Annotated in this window: 15 protein-coding genes; 5 read left to right on the top strand and 10 right to left on the bottom strand. The window is 62.3% G+C overall.

Translation table 11 applies throughout. From position 1 onward, the window contains the following. Positions 1 to 3 precede the first annotated feature (3 nt). The 3 genes from BACI9J_RS00265 to BACI9J_RS00255 all read right to left on the bottom strand — a co-directional run bounded on the left by BACI9J_RS00265 (position 4) and on the right by BACI9J_RS00255 (position 3,858). Positions 4 to 1,878 carry a bifunctional sugar phosphate isomerase/epimerase/4-hydroxyphenylpyruvate dioxygenase family protein gene (locus BACI9J_RS00265; protein WP_159732090.1) on the bottom strand — a complete coding sequence of 625 codons (1,875 nt, stop codon included), beginning with the start codon at positions 1,876 to 1,878 and terminating at the stop codon, positions 4 to 6. Then, on the bottom strand, positions 1,878 to 2,783 hold the full coding sequence (locus tag BACI9J_RS00260; RefSeq protein WP_159732087.1) for a shikimate dehydrogenase: 906 nt from the start codon (positions 2,781 to 2,783) through the stop codon (positions 1,878 to 1,880). The genes BACI9J_RS00265 and BACI9J_RS00260 overlap by 1 nt, the downstream gene beginning before the upstream one ends. A 304-nt stretch (positions 2,784 to 3,087) precedes the next feature. After that, entirely contained in the window at positions 3,088 to 3,858 is a 771-nt protein-coding gene (locus BACI9J_RS00255; protein WP_159732084.1) for an IclR family transcriptional regulator, read from the bottom strand. Positions 3,859 to 4,063: 205 nt separating this feature from the next. Here BACI9J_RS00255 and BACI9J_RS00250 point away from each other — a divergent pair, with 205 nt between their 5' ends. Beyond that, on the top strand, positions 4,064 to 5,401 hold the full coding sequence (locus BACI9J_RS00250) for an MFS transporter (protein ID WP_159732082.1): 1,338 nt from the start codon (positions 4,064 to 4,066) through the stop codon (positions 5,399 to 5,401). Between the two features lie 175 nt (positions 5,402 to 5,576). Here the strand turns inward: BACI9J_RS00250 and BACI9J_RS00245 are convergent, their stop codons facing one another. After that, positions 5,577 to 8,195, bottom strand: coding sequence for an FG-GAP-like repeat-containing protein (locus BACI9J_RS00245; RefSeq protein WP_236558244.1), 2,619 nt, complete (start codon positions 8,193 to 8,195; stop codon positions 5,577 to 5,579). Positions 8,196 to 8,541: 346 nt separating this feature from the next. On the opposite strand from BACI9J_RS00245, the gene BACI9J_RS00240 reads away from it, so the two are divergent. Further along, positions 8,542 to 8,778 (top strand): hypothetical protein, encoded by a 237-nt coding sequence (locus BACI9J_RS00240; RefSeq protein WP_017197342.1) that lies wholly within the window; start codon positions 8,542 to 8,544, stop codon positions 8,776 to 8,778. A gap of 23 nt (positions 8,779 to 8,801) precedes the next feature. On the opposite strand, the gene BACI9J_RS00235 is transcribed toward BACI9J_RS00240, so the two are convergent. After that, a complete protein-coding gene (locus BACI9J_RS00235; RefSeq protein WP_159732076.1) occupies positions 8,802 to 9,089 on the bottom strand; it encodes a MoaD/ThiS family protein in 288 nt (95 codons plus the stop codon). Between the two features lie 7 nt (positions 9,090 to 9,096). Continuing rightward, entirely contained in the window at positions 9,097 to 10,245 is a 1,149-nt protein-coding gene (locus tag BACI9J_RS00230; RefSeq protein WP_159736285.1) for a WD40/YVTN/BNR-like repeat-containing protein, read from the bottom strand. 308 nt (positions 10,246 to 10,553) lie between these two features. Here BACI9J_RS00230 and BACI9J_RS00225 point away from each other — a divergent pair, with 308 nt between their 5' ends. Then, positions 10,554 to 11,756, top strand: a complete 1,203-nt coding sequence (locus BACI9J_RS00225) for a GGDEF domain-containing protein (protein ID WP_159732073.1) — start codon at positions 10,554 to 10,556, stop codon at positions 11,754 to 11,756. A gap of 35 nt (positions 11,757 to 11,791) precedes the next feature. On the opposite strand, the gene BACI9J_RS00220 is transcribed toward BACI9J_RS00225, so the two are convergent. Both BACI9J_RS00220 and BACI9J_RS00215 read right to left on the bottom strand, forming a co-directional pair. Further along, the gene (locus tag BACI9J_RS00220; RefSeq protein ID WP_159732070.1) at positions 11,792 to 12,193 is read right to left on the bottom strand and encodes a hypothetical protein; all 402 of its coding nucleotides are present in this window, start codon (positions 12,191 to 12,193) and stop codon (positions 11,792 to 11,794) included. A 281-nt stretch (positions 12,194 to 12,474) separates the two neighbouring features. Beyond that, positions 12,475 to 13,398, bottom strand: coding sequence for a LysR family transcriptional regulator (locus tag BACI9J_RS00215; RefSeq protein WP_159732067.1), 924 nt, complete (start codon positions 13,396 to 13,398; stop codon positions 12,475 to 12,477). A 183-nt stretch (positions 13,399 to 13,581) separates the two neighbouring features. Between BACI9J_RS00215 and BACI9J_RS00210 the strand changes: the two genes are divergently transcribed. Beyond that, a complete protein-coding gene (locus BACI9J_RS00210) occupies positions 13,582 to 13,935 on the top strand; it encodes a CBU_0592 family membrane protein (protein ID WP_201296465.1) in 354 nt (117 codons plus the stop codon). A 7-nt stretch (positions 13,936 to 13,942) separates the two neighbouring features. On the opposite strand, the gene BACI9J_RS00205 is transcribed toward BACI9J_RS00210, so the two are convergent. Next, the gene (locus tag BACI9J_RS00205; protein ID WP_159736284.1) at positions 13,943 to 14,143 is read right to left on the bottom strand and encodes a hypothetical protein; all 201 of its coding nucleotides are present in this window, start codon (positions 14,141 to 14,143) and stop codon (positions 13,943 to 13,945) included. Between the two features lie 156 nt (positions 14,144 to 14,299). Here BACI9J_RS00205 and BACI9J_RS00200 point away from each other — a divergent pair, with 156 nt between their 5' ends. Continuing rightward, entirely contained in the window at positions 14,300 to 14,806 is a 507-nt protein-coding gene (locus BACI9J_RS00200) for a universal stress protein (RefSeq protein WP_159732064.1), read from the top strand. Positions 14,807 to 15,145: 339 nt separating this feature from the next. Here the strand turns inward: BACI9J_RS00200 and BACI9J_RS00195 are convergent, their stop codons facing one another. Then, on the bottom strand, positions 15,146 to 16,537 hold the full coding sequence (locus tag BACI9J_RS00195; RefSeq protein WP_159732061.1) for a GntP family permease: 1,392 nt from the start codon (positions 16,535 to 16,537) through the stop codon (positions 15,146 to 15,148). Positions 16,538 to 16,553 lie beyond the last annotated feature (16 nt).

Genomic DNA, 16,553 nt, shown 5'->3' with positions numbered 1-16,553 from the left:
GGTTTACACCCGGTGGAGCGAGTCGTATTGGACGGCGTGACGCACCGGGGCGTTGGGCGCCCCGTAACCGTCGTAGTTGCCGCGGCGCTCCACCATTTCGAAGAAGACACTGCCCACAGTGGCGGTGTAGAAGTGGAGGAATTCGCCGTTGGCGTCCCGGTCATACAAGAGGTTGAGCTCCTTGAGTGTGGCCAGGAATCCAGGTTCAAGATCGAACCGGGCATCCAGGTCCTCGTAGTAGTTGGCCGGAATCTGCAGGAACTCGAGTCCTCTTTCTTGAGCGGACCGGGCAGTCCCCACGAGGTCGTCCACCGCGAAGGCGATGTGTTCCTGATACGTTTTGCGTGCCTTTTCCTGCGCCTGCTGCGCCGGAGCCAGATTCAGGACCAGCCGGACCGCACCGTTGCTGGTCTCCATCACCTGCGAGCGGACCAAGCCGCTGGGGCTGGGAACCTCGGCGAACGGCTGCGGTTCCAGTGCCAAGGCGCTGGTGTAGAAGAGGACGGCTTCGTCAAAGTGCTGCCATGGTTGGGCGAGGTTGACGTGGTCAATCACTGCGTTCCGGGCGCTGGAGGGGTGCTCCAGCCCCTCGCCGAACTCGTGGGTCCACGCCGCGGTTCCATCCGGGCTTCCCTGGCAGAGGAAGATCTCGGTGGAGTCCGGCGCGGAGATGCCTTGGAACACTTCCTCGTCCGCCTGGACCTTGCGGGCCACCACCGGCGCCTTGAGTTGCTGGGCGCGAGCGGAGGCAATCACTGGAGAGTCGACGTCGAACCCCAACGCCGCGATAGCCGGCTCGGCGTGCGAGGCCGCTTGCTCGTTGATGATCACGCGGGCTTGGCCCATGGTCCAGAGCTGGACGTCCTTGGTGCGGTGCCGGCCCTCGAATCCGAATCCGAGTTGGCCCAGTAACTTCTCCAGCTGCGCGGTATCGTCAGCTTTGACCTCGGCGAAGTTGAAGCCCGCGGGCTCGTTCACCTTGGGCAGGGTGGCAAGTTCCATGGGATAACGACGGCGGGACGGGCTGACGTTGCCGGCTTCACTTTGGGTAGGGCTGCTGGCCAGCCATTTGGCGCTCTGCTCCTCAAGCCAGATCAGGGAGCGCATGGCGTCCACGGCCGTCCGCTCGGTGTCCGATTGGCGGAACACGTCATTGAAAACTTCCAGGGAGACCGGGCCCGTGTAGCCGGCACGAACCACGTGGCCCATGAACTTGGCGAGCTCAAACTGTCCCTCACCGGGGAAAACGCGGTAGTGGCGGCTCCAGGAGAGAACGTCCATGGAAAGTTTGGGGGCGTCGGCAACCTGCACGAAGAAGATCTTCTCGGCGTTGATCTGCTCAATCGGCGCTGTGTCCCAGTCGCGGGACAGGATGTGGAACGAATCCAGGCAGGTGCCAAGGTTCGGGTGGTCCACCATGTCCACCAGGCGGTAGGCGTGCTCATAGTCATTGACGTACTTGCCCCAGGCGAGTGCCTCGTAGGCAACTTTGACGCCGTGATCCCCGGCAAGCTCAGCGAGCTGGGCCAGCTGTTCAACCCTGAGGTCATCATCATCAATGGTGGCAGTGGCCACGTTGGAGCACACCAAAATGGTGTCCATGCCAAGGCGCCCCATCAGGTTGAACTTGGCCTCGGCCCGCTTGAGGTTGGCCTTCAGCAATTCCGGGGTGACGCCGTCGAAATCGCGGAACGGCTGGTAGAGGTCCAGGCCCAAGCCAAGATCGGCGGCCATTTTCCGTACTTCTTCAGGGCTGAGCGGCGAAGTGACCAGGTCCTGCTCGAAGATTTCAATGCCGTCGAAACCCGCAATAGCGCAAGCCTGCATCTTCTCTTTCAGCGTGCCGGACAGGCAGACCGTAGCTACACCGGTGCGCATCAGTTGGCCGCCTTTGCAAGCTGGGGTGCTGCTGCGTCTTCCGCTGCAATCAGCTCAAGGAAGTGCGCCCGCATCCGATCCCGGTCAGCTTCTCGTCCTGTGATGAGCTGGAAAGCGTCGGCCGCCTGACCAACTGCCATGCGACCGCCGTCGAGGACGTCGCAGCCCTTGGCGCGGGCCTCGCGGACCAACTGCGTTTCGATGGGGCGGTACACGATGTCCGCTACCCAGTGCCGCGGTTCCAGCAGCCCAATGTCAAGGGGAAGACCCGGATGGGCTGCCATGCCGATAGGGGTGCAGTGCACCAAGCCGTCCGCGAGGGGCATGATTTCGGGGAGCTCGGCCGTGCTTCGCGGTGTGACGGTGGCTTCCGGGAAGAGCCCGCCGAGTTCAGCGGCCCGCTCCGCAGCCCGGGCCGGATCCATGTCCACCAGGTCCAGCGTGCTGACGCCTGCTTTGAGGAGGGCGTACGCGACGGCCGAACCCGCACCACCCGCGCCCAGCTGGACCACGCGGTCCAGCTTTGCCTCGGGGAGCCCGTCGGCGAGCGCCGAGCCGAAGCCGGAGAAGTCTGTGTTGTGGCCGATCAACCGGCCTTCCTGGATCAGGACCGTATTCACGGCTCCCAGGCGACGGGCGTCGTCGGAAACTTCATCAAGGTGTTCAAGCACCAACTGTTTGCACGGGTGGGTGATGTTCAGGCCGTTGAAGCCCATGCGCTGGGCTGCGGTGAGGAGATCACCGACGGCGGTGGCCGGCAGCGCCAGTTCCAGGAGGTCGAGGGGGCGGTACAGCAAGCGCAGGCCCTGCACATCGGCTTCGCGTTCGTGCATGGGCGGCGTGAGCGAGGGCATGACGCCTTCGCCTATGAGGCCCACCAGAACGGACTCGGCTCGGTTGCTCATCCTAAAGCTCCTTTGACTTCAGCACCGCGGGCATTGGGCGCTTTCTGAGGGCGCCGCCTGGCCGGGTGTTATTTAGATTACTACAGATGTTCATAATCCGCACTCATGTTCTTATCGCGAACAAATGACCTGCGGGGGGTGCTGCATGGGGTGGTCCATGCGTTGCGGGGCCTGCTTTGCGTGCCTACGCGTGAGTTTGGGGCGCAAAGCGGGCCTCCCAACGAGGGGGTTATGCGTTGCGGGGCCTGCTTTGCGTGCCTGCGGGCGAGTTTGGGGCGCAAAGCGGGCCTCCCAACAAGGGGTGTCAGCGCCGGGGCAGCCGGGCCGAGAGTTCAGCCGCAGCCTCCTGCAGTATGGGCACGTGGGCGATGAGTTCCTCCATGCTCATCCGGAAGACGGGGACAGCCGTTGCGAGCGAGGCGAAAGCGTGGCCCTGCGAATTGAGGACAGGAACAGCGACGGCGCGCATGCCGATCTCGTTTTCCTCATCCATCACTGCGTAGCCCTGCCGGCGCACCTGCTCAATTTCCGCCCGGAAGGCGTCGCGGTCCGTGATGGAGCGCTCCGTGAGTGCATCCAGGGGAAGCTCCTCCAGCAGGCGCTTCCGTTCAACCTCCTCCTCGAAAGCCACAATGGCCTTGCCCACGGACGTGGTGTGCAGCGCCCCGAGGTGGCCGGGGTCGCTGGTCACTCGGAATGTCTTGGGACCGTCCACCTTGTTGACGGTCAAATGATGATTGCCATCGCGGACCGACAGGATGGTGGCCTCATGCGTGTGTTCGGTGACCCGCTGCAGGACGGGCAGTGCCGTGGCCGCGAACCCGTGGTGATTCGAGACCCGCTGGCCCAGCTGGAACACGCGCAAACCAAGATGGTAGCGGCGACCGTCGGGCTCGTAATCCACAAAGCCGTCTCGTGTCAGTGAGCCAAGCAAGCGGTACGTGGTGCTGAAGGGCAGGCCGGCACTCCTCGCCAGATCTGCCGCGCTGGCGCCACGCGGCTCGTCGCCCAGCAGCACCAACAAACCCAGGGCTTTGCCGACCATGTCGGTCTTTGTGTCTTCTTTCACACTCATAACTCGATGCTTTCACATAGTGAGAGCTATTTCTAGATGGTGGTGAGTTCTCTTGACAAGTGACCCCACTCACAGCCATCATTGCTGTATTGCACAAGTAGCTCTCACCATGTGGTTACTTTCGGGTTGATCCGGCCGCACCTCGCTCTGGTCTTCCCTCAGAAGCTAGATCCGCGACATCGTCGTCACAGAAGGAACTCCCTCCATGAGCCACACAATGCCGTCAGCGACGCCAGGCACTGAAACCACCACTGGTACTCCCAAGAAAGCCGCACTTGCCAGCTTCCTGGGCAGCGCCGTCGAGTACTACGACTTCTTCATCTTCGGCTCAGCCGCAGCCCTGATTTTTCCGCACGTCTTCTTCCCCTCCGCAGATGCCAACGCGGCCATCATGTCCTTCGCCACCTTCGGGTTTGCGTACATTGCCCGGCCCGTAGGCGCAGTGATTCTGGGGCACTTCGGCGACAGGATCGGCCGGCAAAAAGTCCTCATGTTCACACTGGTTTTGATGGGTGCGGCCACGTTCGTGATCGGTTGCCTCCCCGACTTCAAGACCATCGGCTGGTGGGCCCCCGTCCTCCTGGTTCTCGCCCGACTCTGCCAGGGCCTCTCGGCTGCAGGCGAGCAGGCAGGTGCCTCATCCATGACACTGGAGCACGCGCCGGACAACCGCCGCTCCTTCTTCACCTCGTGGACCCTTACCGGTACCCAAGGCGGCCAGATCCTGGCGGCCCTCGTCTTCATTCCCGTGGTGGCCCTGCCGGACGAAATCAAGTACGGAATTGGTTGGCGCATCCCGTTCTGGCTCAGCGCCATTGTGGTCATGGTGGCCTACTTCATCCGCCGCACCCTGCATGAGCCGCCGGCCTTCGCCGAAGCCAAGAAGAACAATGAGATCTCCAAACTTCCCGTTGCCGACCTCCTGAGGCTGCACTGGCGCGATGTCCTCCGCGTGGTCTGCTGCGCCTTCATCGCCGCAGTAAGTACGGTCTTCGGAACATTGGCCATCAAATACGCGCAGGATGTAGCCGGGGTCAACAGCACCATTACCCTCTGGCTGGTGGTTGTAGCCAACGTGGTGGCCCTCGGAACACAGCCGCTGTTCGGCATGCTGGCGGACAAAATCGGCCGGAAGCCCGTCTTCATCTACGGAGCTTTTGCCAGCGCAGTCATGACTCCGGTCTTCCTGCTCACCCTTGAAGGCGGCAATGTTCCGCTGATGTTCGTAGTCTCCGTGGTGTTCTTTTCCTTCGGTTACGCGGCTGCCAACGCAGTATGGCCGTCCTTCTACGGTGAAATGTTCAGCACCAAAGTCCGCTTCTCCGGATTGGCTATCGGCACCCAGCTCGGCTTCCTCATGGCAGGCTTCGCCCCGGCAATCGTCACGGCCCTGGGTGGAACAAAGCCCGGCGGATGGGTTCAGATCTCCATTTTCACCGCGGTGATCTGCGTAATCGCAGCCGTCTCCGCCATGACGGCCCGGGAATCAGCCAAGACTCCTACTGCCGAACTCGGCCTGCACCCGCGAAACCAGCACGTCTAAACCTGTCGCTCCTTCCCGGTTACCTGGTTTGGAGTACGGAAATGCCCGGAACGTCTCCTGACGTGCCGGGCATTTCGCTGTTCGCAAGCCAGGTGCGGCCGGGGCAACTGTGGAGGAGCGCAACCAGGGAGGAGCGCAACCAGGGAGAAGCGTCCCAGCTGCCGAGGCTAAAGCCCTACCGCGGGTCCAGCACCACCGTCTGGAACGCACCTTGGCCGGTGCCGACGTAAAGGAACAATCTTCCGTCCCCGGCTACGCCAACCACGGAAGGATTCCCTGTTCCCGTGAAGCCATTCCCCAGGGCAGCAAAAGTGGTGAACATGTTCCAGCCCGATCCCAGGGACGTCCTGGCCAGGAAGCCGCCATTGCCATTGCCCGGGTAGAGCCACAGCGCACCATCAGTTCCGCGGGCCATGATGTCTTCGGTGCCATCGCCGTCGAAGTCACCGCCCTGCATGACGGAGTCGAAGACGTTCCAGCCGGTGCCGATCTGCCGCCACGGCTGGAAACCGCCGGCTCCGTTGCCCGGGTAAAGCCACAGCTTCCCATCGGCAGCCCGTGCCACGAGATCCGCTTTGCCGTCCCCGGAGAAATCACCCGGTGCGAGCATCTGCGTGAACCCTTGCCAGCCTGTGCCAATCTGCTTGCGGGCCAGGAACTGGCCGCGTCCATCCGTTGGATACAGCCACAGCACCCCGTCCGAAGTCCGTGCCACGAGGTCCGGGTGACCATCGCCGTCGAAATCTCCGGCACTGAGTACGGAGGTGAACGCAGCCCAGCCCGAGCCCACCTGAACCCTCGGCAGGAATCCACCGGAACCGTTGCCGGGGTAAAGCCACAACACGCCGTTGGTGCCGCGCGCCAGAATGTCCGCGACAGCATCGCCGTCGAAATCTCCTGCCTCCCACACCTGGCTGAACTGGTTCCACCCGGCACCAATGGCCAGTCGATCGGCAAACCCTGAGCCGCTGCCAGGGTAGAGGCGCATGGTCCCGGAGGACGTCACCGTCAGGACGTCCGACTTCGCATCACCCGTGAAGTCCTGCCCGCTCACAATGTCACCCACGGTGTTCCAACCGCTTCCGACGGCGACGCGCGGCGCGAAACCGCCCCAACCGTTGCCGGGGTAGAGATAGAGAGTGCCGTCGCCTGCCCGGGCAAGCAGTCCGGCGCCGGCGCCTCCAAAGGAGCCGTCGGAAGTGATGCTGGTAAAGCCGGTCCAGCCCGAGCCGACCTGGGACCATGCGCGGAATCCGCCTTGGCCATCACTTGGATACAGCCACAGGCTGCCGTCGGGCTTGATGGCCATGAGGTCGGGCCGGGCGTCGCCGTCGAAGTCTCCCACGCCGATGAGGTTTGAGAACCCCTGCCAACCGGAACCAACCTGCCGCTTGGCGAGGAAACCGCCGCGGCCATCGCCCGGATACAGCCACAAGACACCGTCGCTGGTGCGCGCCAGGACGTCCCCGCGGCCGTCACCGTCAAAGTCTGAAATGCCGGTGATGGCGTCAAAGACATTCCACCCCGAGCCCACCTCACGGGGGTTGTTGAGCCTGTTGCCGGGCAGCCCCGCGTACAGCATCAGCGAGCCGTCCGCTTCGCGGGAGAGGACGTCGCTGAGCGTGTCGCCGTCGAAATCGCCAACGGAGAAGCGGATCTTCGCCGTGAGCTTCGGGTCGGCAAAGATAGTGACCGACGCCGATGTGGCAGACACCGAATTGATGCTGACCTGGGTGCCGGTATAGGTAGTGAAAGTGCTGCCGGCCTGCCATGCGTGGTTGGTGGCGTACCAAGGTTCCGGGAACGGCTTGGTGGACGGCATGAGGATCAGCGATGAAGCGACGGTGGCTCCGCCGCGCTGGACGATCTTGACGCCCCGGTTTCCCGATGGCTTGCCGGAATCGTCGAGGTAACTGTCGTAGCCGGCGGCCTGCCGCAGCTCAAGGTAGTAAACCTCTTTACTGATGGGATCGGTGAACTTGATGGCACGCTGGGCTTCGGTTCCGCCCCAGGGTTTGAGCGTGTAGGTCTTGGCACCCGTAGCGACGCCAACGTCGCGGATCTCATCTCCACGGCCCAGCCCCGCATAGTCCCAGAGCGAACTGCTCACCACAGGCGATTCGAATTGGGCGGCACCCATGATGTCCGTGGTGTCGCCGTACTCCCGGATGTAGCAAGAGGGATCCGTGAAGCGGCCGCTGCCGTCAACCCCGACGTCGGACACTCCACTGCCGCACTGCAGCGCGTCCGCGTGCATCAGGCCGATGACGTGCCCGAATTCATGACTCATCACGTTGTTCGTGAATCCGCTGATTTGGGGCAGGAGGACACGGCCGCTGTAACTTCCGCTGCTGTACCCCGCCCCGAGGGCGTTTCCGGAGAGTGTGGATGTGGGAATGAATATCACCAGCGCCGTGTACGGGCTTGCCGACCAATTCAGCTCGCTGGTGATGGTGGAAATGATGGTGCTGTAGCTATCGGTGGACTTCGCCTTGGACTGGTGTCCGGCAACCTTGGTGTTCACCGTCATGGACAGCTTGTTGGCTGTCATCGCCTTCCAGTAGTTGCTGGTAGCGGCCACCGCTTGCTCGGCACCAGTCATGGATACCGTGTTGGTGTTGTCCGCCAACTTGGCCGTGACCAGCCGTACCCGGATGTCGCCGCCGGGCCCCGCTGCAGCTGCGCCGGCGTCGGTTCCGGCATTTGTATCGGGTCCGGTATTGAATGGTGTGGCCCGCTCCGGGGGATTTTCGAACGTATGCTCCGAGTGCGGCGTCCCCTCCACGAACTGCACGTTCGGATTCTCGGGCCCGGGCAACGGCACCGCCGTCGCGGGGGTCTGTACGAAAAACAGGCCGGTAGCAAACACCACCAAACCTGTAGATAACGCGATTGATCGCCGAAGCGCACCCATTCGATCTCCCTGAGCCGGAGCCTGTGGTTCCTGTGAGTCTCAAGAACCGAGATCAGGCTACAACCGGGTAGCCGGACAGACCGGCAGGCGGGGCTGTTCACGTGGAAACCCAACCATCCCGGAATGCTAACGGGACCCTAACCGGGCCGAAATACCGTGGCAACATTGCCCCGCCACACTGGAAGAGCCGGCAAGTGCAGGCACCAGCTCCAGCCAGGAGGACACCATGCTGAAGGAAGCCACCACTCACACAACACGTATACGCGCGATCAGCCAGCTTCACCGCGGGGACGAAATCGAAGCCCGCCTGTCCGTAGGGCCTGCTTACGACGACGTAGTGATCCGCCGGGGACGAGTCCAGGAAACGGCGCCGGGAATCGGGGTGGTGTGGATCATGGACCATGCCTCCGGAATGCGGAAAGCCATCAATACCGATGAATGCAGTGTTTGGCGTGTCGCCTGATCCGGCTCGACCCCAAACCCTCCTTAGCCGCCGGCCACGGATTGGATGATCAAAACCTCCTGACCGGCCGCAACCTCCGTATCCAGACCTTTAATACGCCGGATCTCATCACCGTTCACGTAAATATTCACGTAGCGGCGCAGCGCACCGGTTTCATCACGCAAACGCCTGGCCAGCACCGGATAATCTCCGGTTACCGAGTCCAGCAACTGTCCAACGGTCACAGCCCCGTCGGCGGACGCAGTCAGATAGGACTGTCCGCCGACCAGTGGCTGCAGGACGCCAGGCAACAGGACCGTAAAGTCAGCCACAACGGGCCTACCCGGGCACCGGGGCGCTGGCTTTTGCTTCGCTGTCCGTGGGAATGCCAACCACCACGGCGGCGCGCACGCAGAGCACATCCGGCAAGTGAGCTGCCACTTCAGTAAAGGTCTCCCCTTCGTCAGCGCTGGCATACACGGCACCCCCGCGGGTTCCGAAGTACACGCCGGCGGGCTCGGCGGTGTCCACGGACGCTGCGTCCCGGAGCACGGCGTTGTACTCGTGGTCCGGGAGGCCTGTGTGCAGTTCCTTCCACGTTCCACCGGCGTCGTCCGTGCGGTGAACACTGAGTTTGCTGTCCGGCGGGATGCGTTCGCCGTCCGCCTTCAAGGGAACCACCCAGGCCGTTCCCTCACGGCGAGGATGCGTCAGCATGACGAAGCCGAAATCCGCCGGCAGTCCGTCCGCGATTGAGTCCCAGTTCTCACCGCCATCATCCGTCCGGTAGACGCCATGATGATTCTGCGCGTACAAACGGTCCTCGACGGCCGCATCGGCAGCGATCTTGTGAACGCACTGACCGAACTCGGGGTTGGGATCGGGCATGAAGTACGCCGAAATTCCCTTGTTGCGTGCCTCCCAGGAGGCACCGCCGTCGAGCGATCTGTAGACGCCGCCCGTGCTCATGGCGATGTGAACCTTCTCCCCTGAAGGGTCAACCACAATGGAATGCGCGGCCGCTCCGCCGTAGCCGGCACCCCACTCGCTGCGGTGGGGGTGGTCCCAAAGCCCCCGGTTCAGCTCGAAGTGTTCACCGCCGTCGGTTGATTTCCACACAGAGATCGGCTCGCAACCGGCCCAGACAACTCCCGGGCGGGACTCGGCGTCCGGGTATATCTGCCAGATGCGCTCCAACGCGGCGTCGGTGCCATCCGGAAACTTGATGGAACCCTGCTCCGGCTCGGTCCAGGTGAGGCCAAGATCGTCCGAGTGGGCCACTGTGGGACCCCAGTGCTCGGACCGGACACCCACCATGAGTCGTGTTTTGCCGTCCCGTGTATCTATCCCGATGCTGGGAATCTCACTCATCAGGAAGTGCGGGCCGGAGAGGGACCATTCTTTGCGGTCCGCGCTGTTTGCGAGCCACAGGCCTTTCTTGGTCCCGATCGCGATGATGTAACTCTCTGCGGTAGCCATGAACCCCATGGAACCATCAGGGCGTGTGGGTGGCAACGATTTTTTCGGCGTATGTGGATAGTCCGTTGTCCGAGCAAGAGGGACCCTTACGGTTACAGTGCGGCCCAGCACCGAATCGTGACGCGAAAATCGAAAAAAGTTTTTTGCGGCTTCTGGTGGCCGTTGTCCGCTGCACGAAGAAAACGTGCTTGACTGTGGTTTTGCGGTCAAACGAGCCGCCACAACTTATTGGGGGATTGAATGTTTTGCGAGGTCAAAGAGCCATGAGGCCGTTAAGAAGGAACTCCGCGGTGGTCAGCCGGTAGCAGGACTGAGCCATGATTGCAGTCTCTTTGCAAGAGGGAGCCATTGTCTTGGACCCCTTCTCCGTGAGGATGCTTCTGGGGGTGGTCACGTTAACGCTGGTAGTTCTGTCCCATGTGGCATCCCGGCGGTTGCGGTCCGCATGCACCGATTGGTGGCGCCTTGCCCTGATCCTCTTCTTTGCCGGCAATTTTGCGTTCCTGCTGAACGGAACCTCCTTCCTGCCCTGGGCCAATCCACCGGGCAAAGCGCTGGTTGTGGCCGGAGCCTTCAGCATTTGGGCCGGCGCACGAACTCTTCGGGGCCACAAAGTCAGTGGGTGGCAAGCCACGCCGGCACCACTGATCACTTTCCTGACATCAGCTCTGGACGACGCCGAATCCAGCCTGTGGTCCGGCGGTTTGGTCTATCTGGCCATGACTGCGGCGGGTCTTGGCATGGCCGCTGCAGAACTGTGGTTTGCGAAGTCCCCTCAGTCCCGGGCGATCAGATTCCTCGCCCTCATCGCTGGACTTACATCCCTGTACTACCTTGGCCGCGCCATGACGTTTGTGCTGGAGGGTCCGGATGGAAGTTTGTTCCGGACGTTCTTCAGTTATGCGCCGTCGGCCCTGACGCACGTGATTCTCCTGGCTTCGTTGTCCTTCACCATCAACGCGCTCAGCAACAGCCACCTGATCAAAAGGCTCCGGGAACGCGCCGAACGGGACCATCTGACCGGGCTGCTGAATAGGGGCGCTTTCATGAGCCTGGCCGAAAAGGAGCTGGCAGGTCCGGCTTCCCGCCAGGGTGCAGCCCTGGTCCTGGCGGACCTCGACCATTTCAAGGCCATCAATGACGAGCACGGGCATGCCGCCGGGGACGCCGCTTTGTGCGCTTTCGCCGAGGCTTGCACTACGTCGGTGAGGTCGACGGATCTTGTGGGGCGCTACGGCGGCGAAGAGTTCATCCTTTTCCTACCGGGCGCAACGCAACAGCGGGCCGAGGCCATCGCCTCGGAGATCAGCCGCCGCCTGTCCGCCATGGCAGACCCGGACGGTTTGCCCTACCCCACGGTCAGCTATGGTGTGACGTCCACCGGCGCCCAGGTTCCGGATCTGAAATTCATGATCAATGTGGCAGACGCTGCGCTGTACAGCGCCAAAGCCCAGGGGCGGGATAGGGTAGTGGGCGCGGATTCAGTGGACCCGCTGCCTACGATTCATCGAGGGCCGTAGACACGGACATACGAAGTCAGCGTTGGTCGGGCCAGCTACAGGACGCACCCCCGGAGGCTGTCCGTGGTTCCCTTTCCATGACATCCCACATCGGAGGGGCCGATGTTGATCGTTTTGTCGGGGCTGAAGACACCCATTGAGAACGACCCGTATCCGATTCGAGGATCGTTCAGAATCACTTTAAGGGCTTCCCTGGCCACACGCTTGATTTCATCCTCGTCGTAGCTGTCGGCCGTGACCGACAGCGTAATGAACGTCCCCGAGGTATTGGCGTTGACGTGCGGATCTACGGTGATGACACCTGGGATGGGCTCAACATCCTCGATTAGCGCTGCTTCGATGGAGGCGGCCTTTTCTTCGTAGCCGCAACCCGACAGTGAGAGGGCTGTACTTGCAAGGATAAGGGCGACGAAAGGCAGGCGAAGGCGTCGAGTCATGGGGCTAGTCTTCCCTAGTGTGGGCGAACCCCATCCCTCATCTCCGTGTTTCTCGAAATCTACGTGCTCGAACCGCTAGGGATATAAGACGTCACATTGGACGGAGTAAAGCGCATTGTCGACGCCATTGATCACCCCGTCACTGCCGGAGCTGAACGATGGCTATGAGAACCGGGCGAGACCATCCGCCGCGCGATGGGACCGGCTGCCCCACCAGGCGGGTACCCCAAGCCCCCGGCGGCCCCACCAGGCGGGTACCCAAGCCCCCGGGCAGGCCCGCTTCAGCCGCTTGAACGGGTATCGAACGCAGCCGCCGATTCCCGGAGCAGTCGGGCCACTGTGTCCACGGGCAGGCTCGCCGCTTTTCGCCGGTCGAAGCGGCGCAGCGCGATGTGCCGGGTTCCCAAACCGGGAACGTCCAGGATGTCCACTTGGTCGTGGACCACGCCCGTCAGCGCCAGGGTAGGCACAATGGCCACCCCCTCCCCGGCAGCAACCAGTGCCAGCGCGGTGAGTGTGTCGTGGTACTGGTGAACGGTCTCTATCCGGGTTCCGGTGGAGTGGCGGAGGCGCCCCAGCACTGCCGTGTTGGCTGCCGACGGCTCCACTCCCAGCCATGGCAAGGGCAGCCGGCTGAGGTCGATGTTGTCTGTACCGAGCAGGCTTCCTGCAGGCACCACAAGTTTCCATGGCTCGTCCAGCAAGGGTTCCTCCACCATTCCGGCGGCCATGGGACGCTGCTCTGCCGCCGTCGAGTCCTGTTCAATCACTACGGCATCGAGTTGACGTTGACGGAGCAGCCGCATCAGCGCGGGGAAACTGTCCTCAACGATCTGGATCTGCAGTTGAGGGTACTGACTGCGCCATTCGGGAAGACGCGGAATCACCACTGTGCGCATGAAGCTGGTGAAGCCGCCTACCCGGACCACTCCCGCGATGTTGACTTCGCTTTGCATACGGGCGCGGGCAACGTTGAGCGCTCTTTCTATCTCTTCCCCTGCCTCCGCCATAGCCAGTCCAGCGGGTGTGAGCACTGAGCCCTTGGGGGTCCGGAAGAGTAAGGCCTGGCCAGCTTCGTTCTCGAGTTTGCTGAGTTGTTGCGACACCGCGGAGGGTGTAATCCGCAGTTCATCGGCGGCTGCAAGTACGCCGCCGGTACGGGCCACGGCGAGCAGAACCAGCAGCCGGCGCGGGTCCATTTCCATGTTAAGCGCTCCTAAACATGGGATTCAGAATAATGCAATTGAACTAAAGGGGTAAGTCCCTCAATATTGACTCACAAGCACGATTCAGTCACGCAGCATCGACCCCCGAATCAAGCCCCCCATCCCGGACCTCCGGCCGCCCGTCGGCTTCATCCGGATGCCCAAAAACCTGAAAGGACTCCCATGGAACTGCTGTTCGAAATGGCCGGTTGGGCCGGCGCAGTAGCAATGCTCGGCGGCTACATGGCGGTGTCCATGGGATGGTTGCAGGCCGGCACCACTTTTCAGACCGTGAATCTTTTTGGCTCTTGCGCCTTCATCATCAATGGCACGCTTCATGGAGCGTGGCCTTCGGTGGTCACCAACGTAGCCTGGTTCCTGATCTCAGCCGTGGCGCTTCTGCGGATGAGGTCCAAGCTCCGGACTGCTGAGCCCGCACGGATCCCAACCGCGGCGCAAGAGAGCCCCTCGCTTGCCCCGGACACCGCTGCCCAGGTCATCGTTGCAGCGGCCCGCCCGGCCGCCGGCTGCGCATAGAGCGCGATCAGTCCACAAACTCCGACTGTGTTTCTATGAAGTCCCAATCCGCCACGGTCAGCACACCACTGACCTTGTCCGGATGGGGTCCGCCCGCTTCGGCAATATGCTGCACTACCTGGAGCGGTAGTTCATCGGCCCGCAGGTTTTCGCGCAGCCACTCTTTGCTGTCCAGGTGCAGATCGAGCCACCACATGAAGATTTCCATCACGGACCACCTTTCTTCGGGTTAACGGTAGGCCGGGGCGGGTGTCTCTACAAGGGTCCACGGCCCCGCCCGCCTGATCCTTGATGGAGGTGCCGCTCCATGACTGATGCGCCAAACACGCTGTTCTTGGACACGCCGCAGAGCAACAATAGGGGTATGGCTGCAGAAAGTTTCAGCGGGCGGATTCCCTTGGTTGTGGGCGTGCTGCCGGACCAGCACGTGGAGGTCCTGCAAACTGCCAGGACCTTGGCCGAGCAACTCGGCGTGCCGCTGGTTTGTGCTTATGTGGACGAGGCCAGTTACCTCGTGGAGTGGGATCCTTCGCGCGAAACGCACCGGATGTCACTGCACCCCGAAAAGGATGACAAGGATGTGGCGGCTGTCCGGGATGATCTGGGGCAGGCTATTGCGGAAGCAATGGATGGGGGTTCGGCGGATTGGACGTTGCGTTTGCTCGCCGGCGATCCCGCGAGGGCCTTGGGCCGTTTGGCCTCGGACATCCATGCCTCAATGATCATCGTGGGATCTCCGGAGCCCGGCTTGGGCCACCGGATTTCCGAAGCCCTGAACGGCTCGGTGGCGGCCTGGTTGAGCCATCATCAACGGCGTCCGGTGCTGATTGTGCCCCAAAAGAAGAGGCACGAGGCGGCCCATAAAAACTAAAGCGAAAGTACTTATTCGAGGTGGTGGCGAAGGCGTCGCCCGGCACGTAGAGTAATGAGTGCAGGACGGCGAGAGCCCCTGCTCAAAGGCCGCTCCGGAGTGCGTATCCCCCAATAACGCACTCCGGAGCTCTTTTGTTTAAGCGACTCAACCTCGCCTGTGCGGGCCTGCGAACCGCGTTCCGCCACCACCTTCTTTGACAACACAACGGCCCCGGCACACCCTTTATCAGGCGTGTCGGGGCCGTCGTCAATTCATAGTGGGTGGTGGCGGTACGGCTCACAGAAGAGCACGACGCCGGAACCCGGTTTGGGTGCCCGAAGGTCACCTAGCGGAAGGTCACCTCACGAACGTGTACAACAAAGCTGCCATCCCGAAGCCCACAATGGACAGCACGGTTTCCAGGACGGTCCAGGTCTTCAGGGTGTCCTTGACTGACATATTGAAGTACTTGGAGATGATCCAGAATCCGCCGTCGTTGACGTGGCTGGCGATGATGGAGCCGGAAGAAATGGCCACTACGATCAACGCGAGCTGAGGCTGTGAGTACCCGGAGGCAAGGCTGGGTGCCAGGATACCTCCGGTGGTCACGATCGCTACGGTGGCCGAGCCCTGGGCGATGCGCATGCCCGCGCTGATCACGAACGCGGACAGGATGATCGGAAGGCCGGCCTGGGCCAGTGAATCCGCTACGGCCTTGCCAACACCGGTGGCCGAGAGCACCGCACCGAAGAACGCGCCTGCACCAACAACCAGCAGGATCATGCCCACAGGGCGCAAGGAGGAACCGGTGATTTCGCTGAGTTCGGCGGAGGTCATTCCGCGGCGGATTCCCAGGAGCCACATGGCCAGGAGTACGGCGACTGTCAGTGCGATGGCCGGGTTGCCGAAGAACTGGAGGATGTCGCGGAAGGTACCCGCGGGGGCGAAGATGTTGCCGAAGGTGCCGCCGAGGATGAGGATCATGGGCAGCCCGATAGCCAAGAGGACCAGCCCAATGGAGGGTTCCTTGCCCTTGGCAGTATCGGATTCAGGAACGATCCTGTCCTCCGGGACTGAAACCATCACTCGCTTGCCAATCCAGGTGCCCCACAAAATACCGGAAGCGAACCATGCGGGGATGCCGCAGATGAGACCCATGAGGATGATCCAGCCAAGGTCCACGTGGAACAGTCCGGCGGCAGCGACGGGTCCCGGGTGCGGAGGCAGGAATGCGTGCGTCACGGAGAGGCCGGCCAGCAACGGCAGCGCGTACAGTGCAAGCGACTTGCCGCCACGGATCGCGGCAACATAGACCAAGGGCGCAAGGACGAAGATGCCGATGTCGAAGAACACCGGAATACCCAGGACGAAGCCGGTGATGCCCATGGCAAGCGGGGTGCCCTTTTCGCCGAAGATCTTCACCAGCCTTCCGAGCAGCACCTCAGCACCGCCGGATCGTTCAAGGATGGCACCGAGGACCGTGCCGAGGCCGATGATCACCGTAATGTGGCCGAGGATGCCGGCAAAGCCCTTTTCAATCAGGGCGTCGCTGCTCTTGGTGGCTGAGCCCACCAAGGCCTCCACGGAGATCCCGCCTACCAGTGCCACGATCACACCGGTTCCCACCAAGGCAATGAACGGTTCGAGCTTGACCTTAATGATCAGGAAGAGCAGAAGGGCTATGCCGGCGCCTGCCAGGAGGAGCAGGCCGGCGGTATCGTGCCGCAGCCATTCAAGAAATTCATTCATGGACGTTTCTTTCTGG

It is taken from the genome of Arthrobacter sp. 9V, assembly GCF_902506065.1.
In the GTDB taxonomy this organism is placed as follows: Bacteria; Actinomycetota; Actinomycetes; order Actinomycetales; family Micrococcaceae; genus Arthrobacter.
Note: the sequence above shows the minus strand (reverse complement) of the source record. Positions and strands in the feature narration are given on the sequence as shown.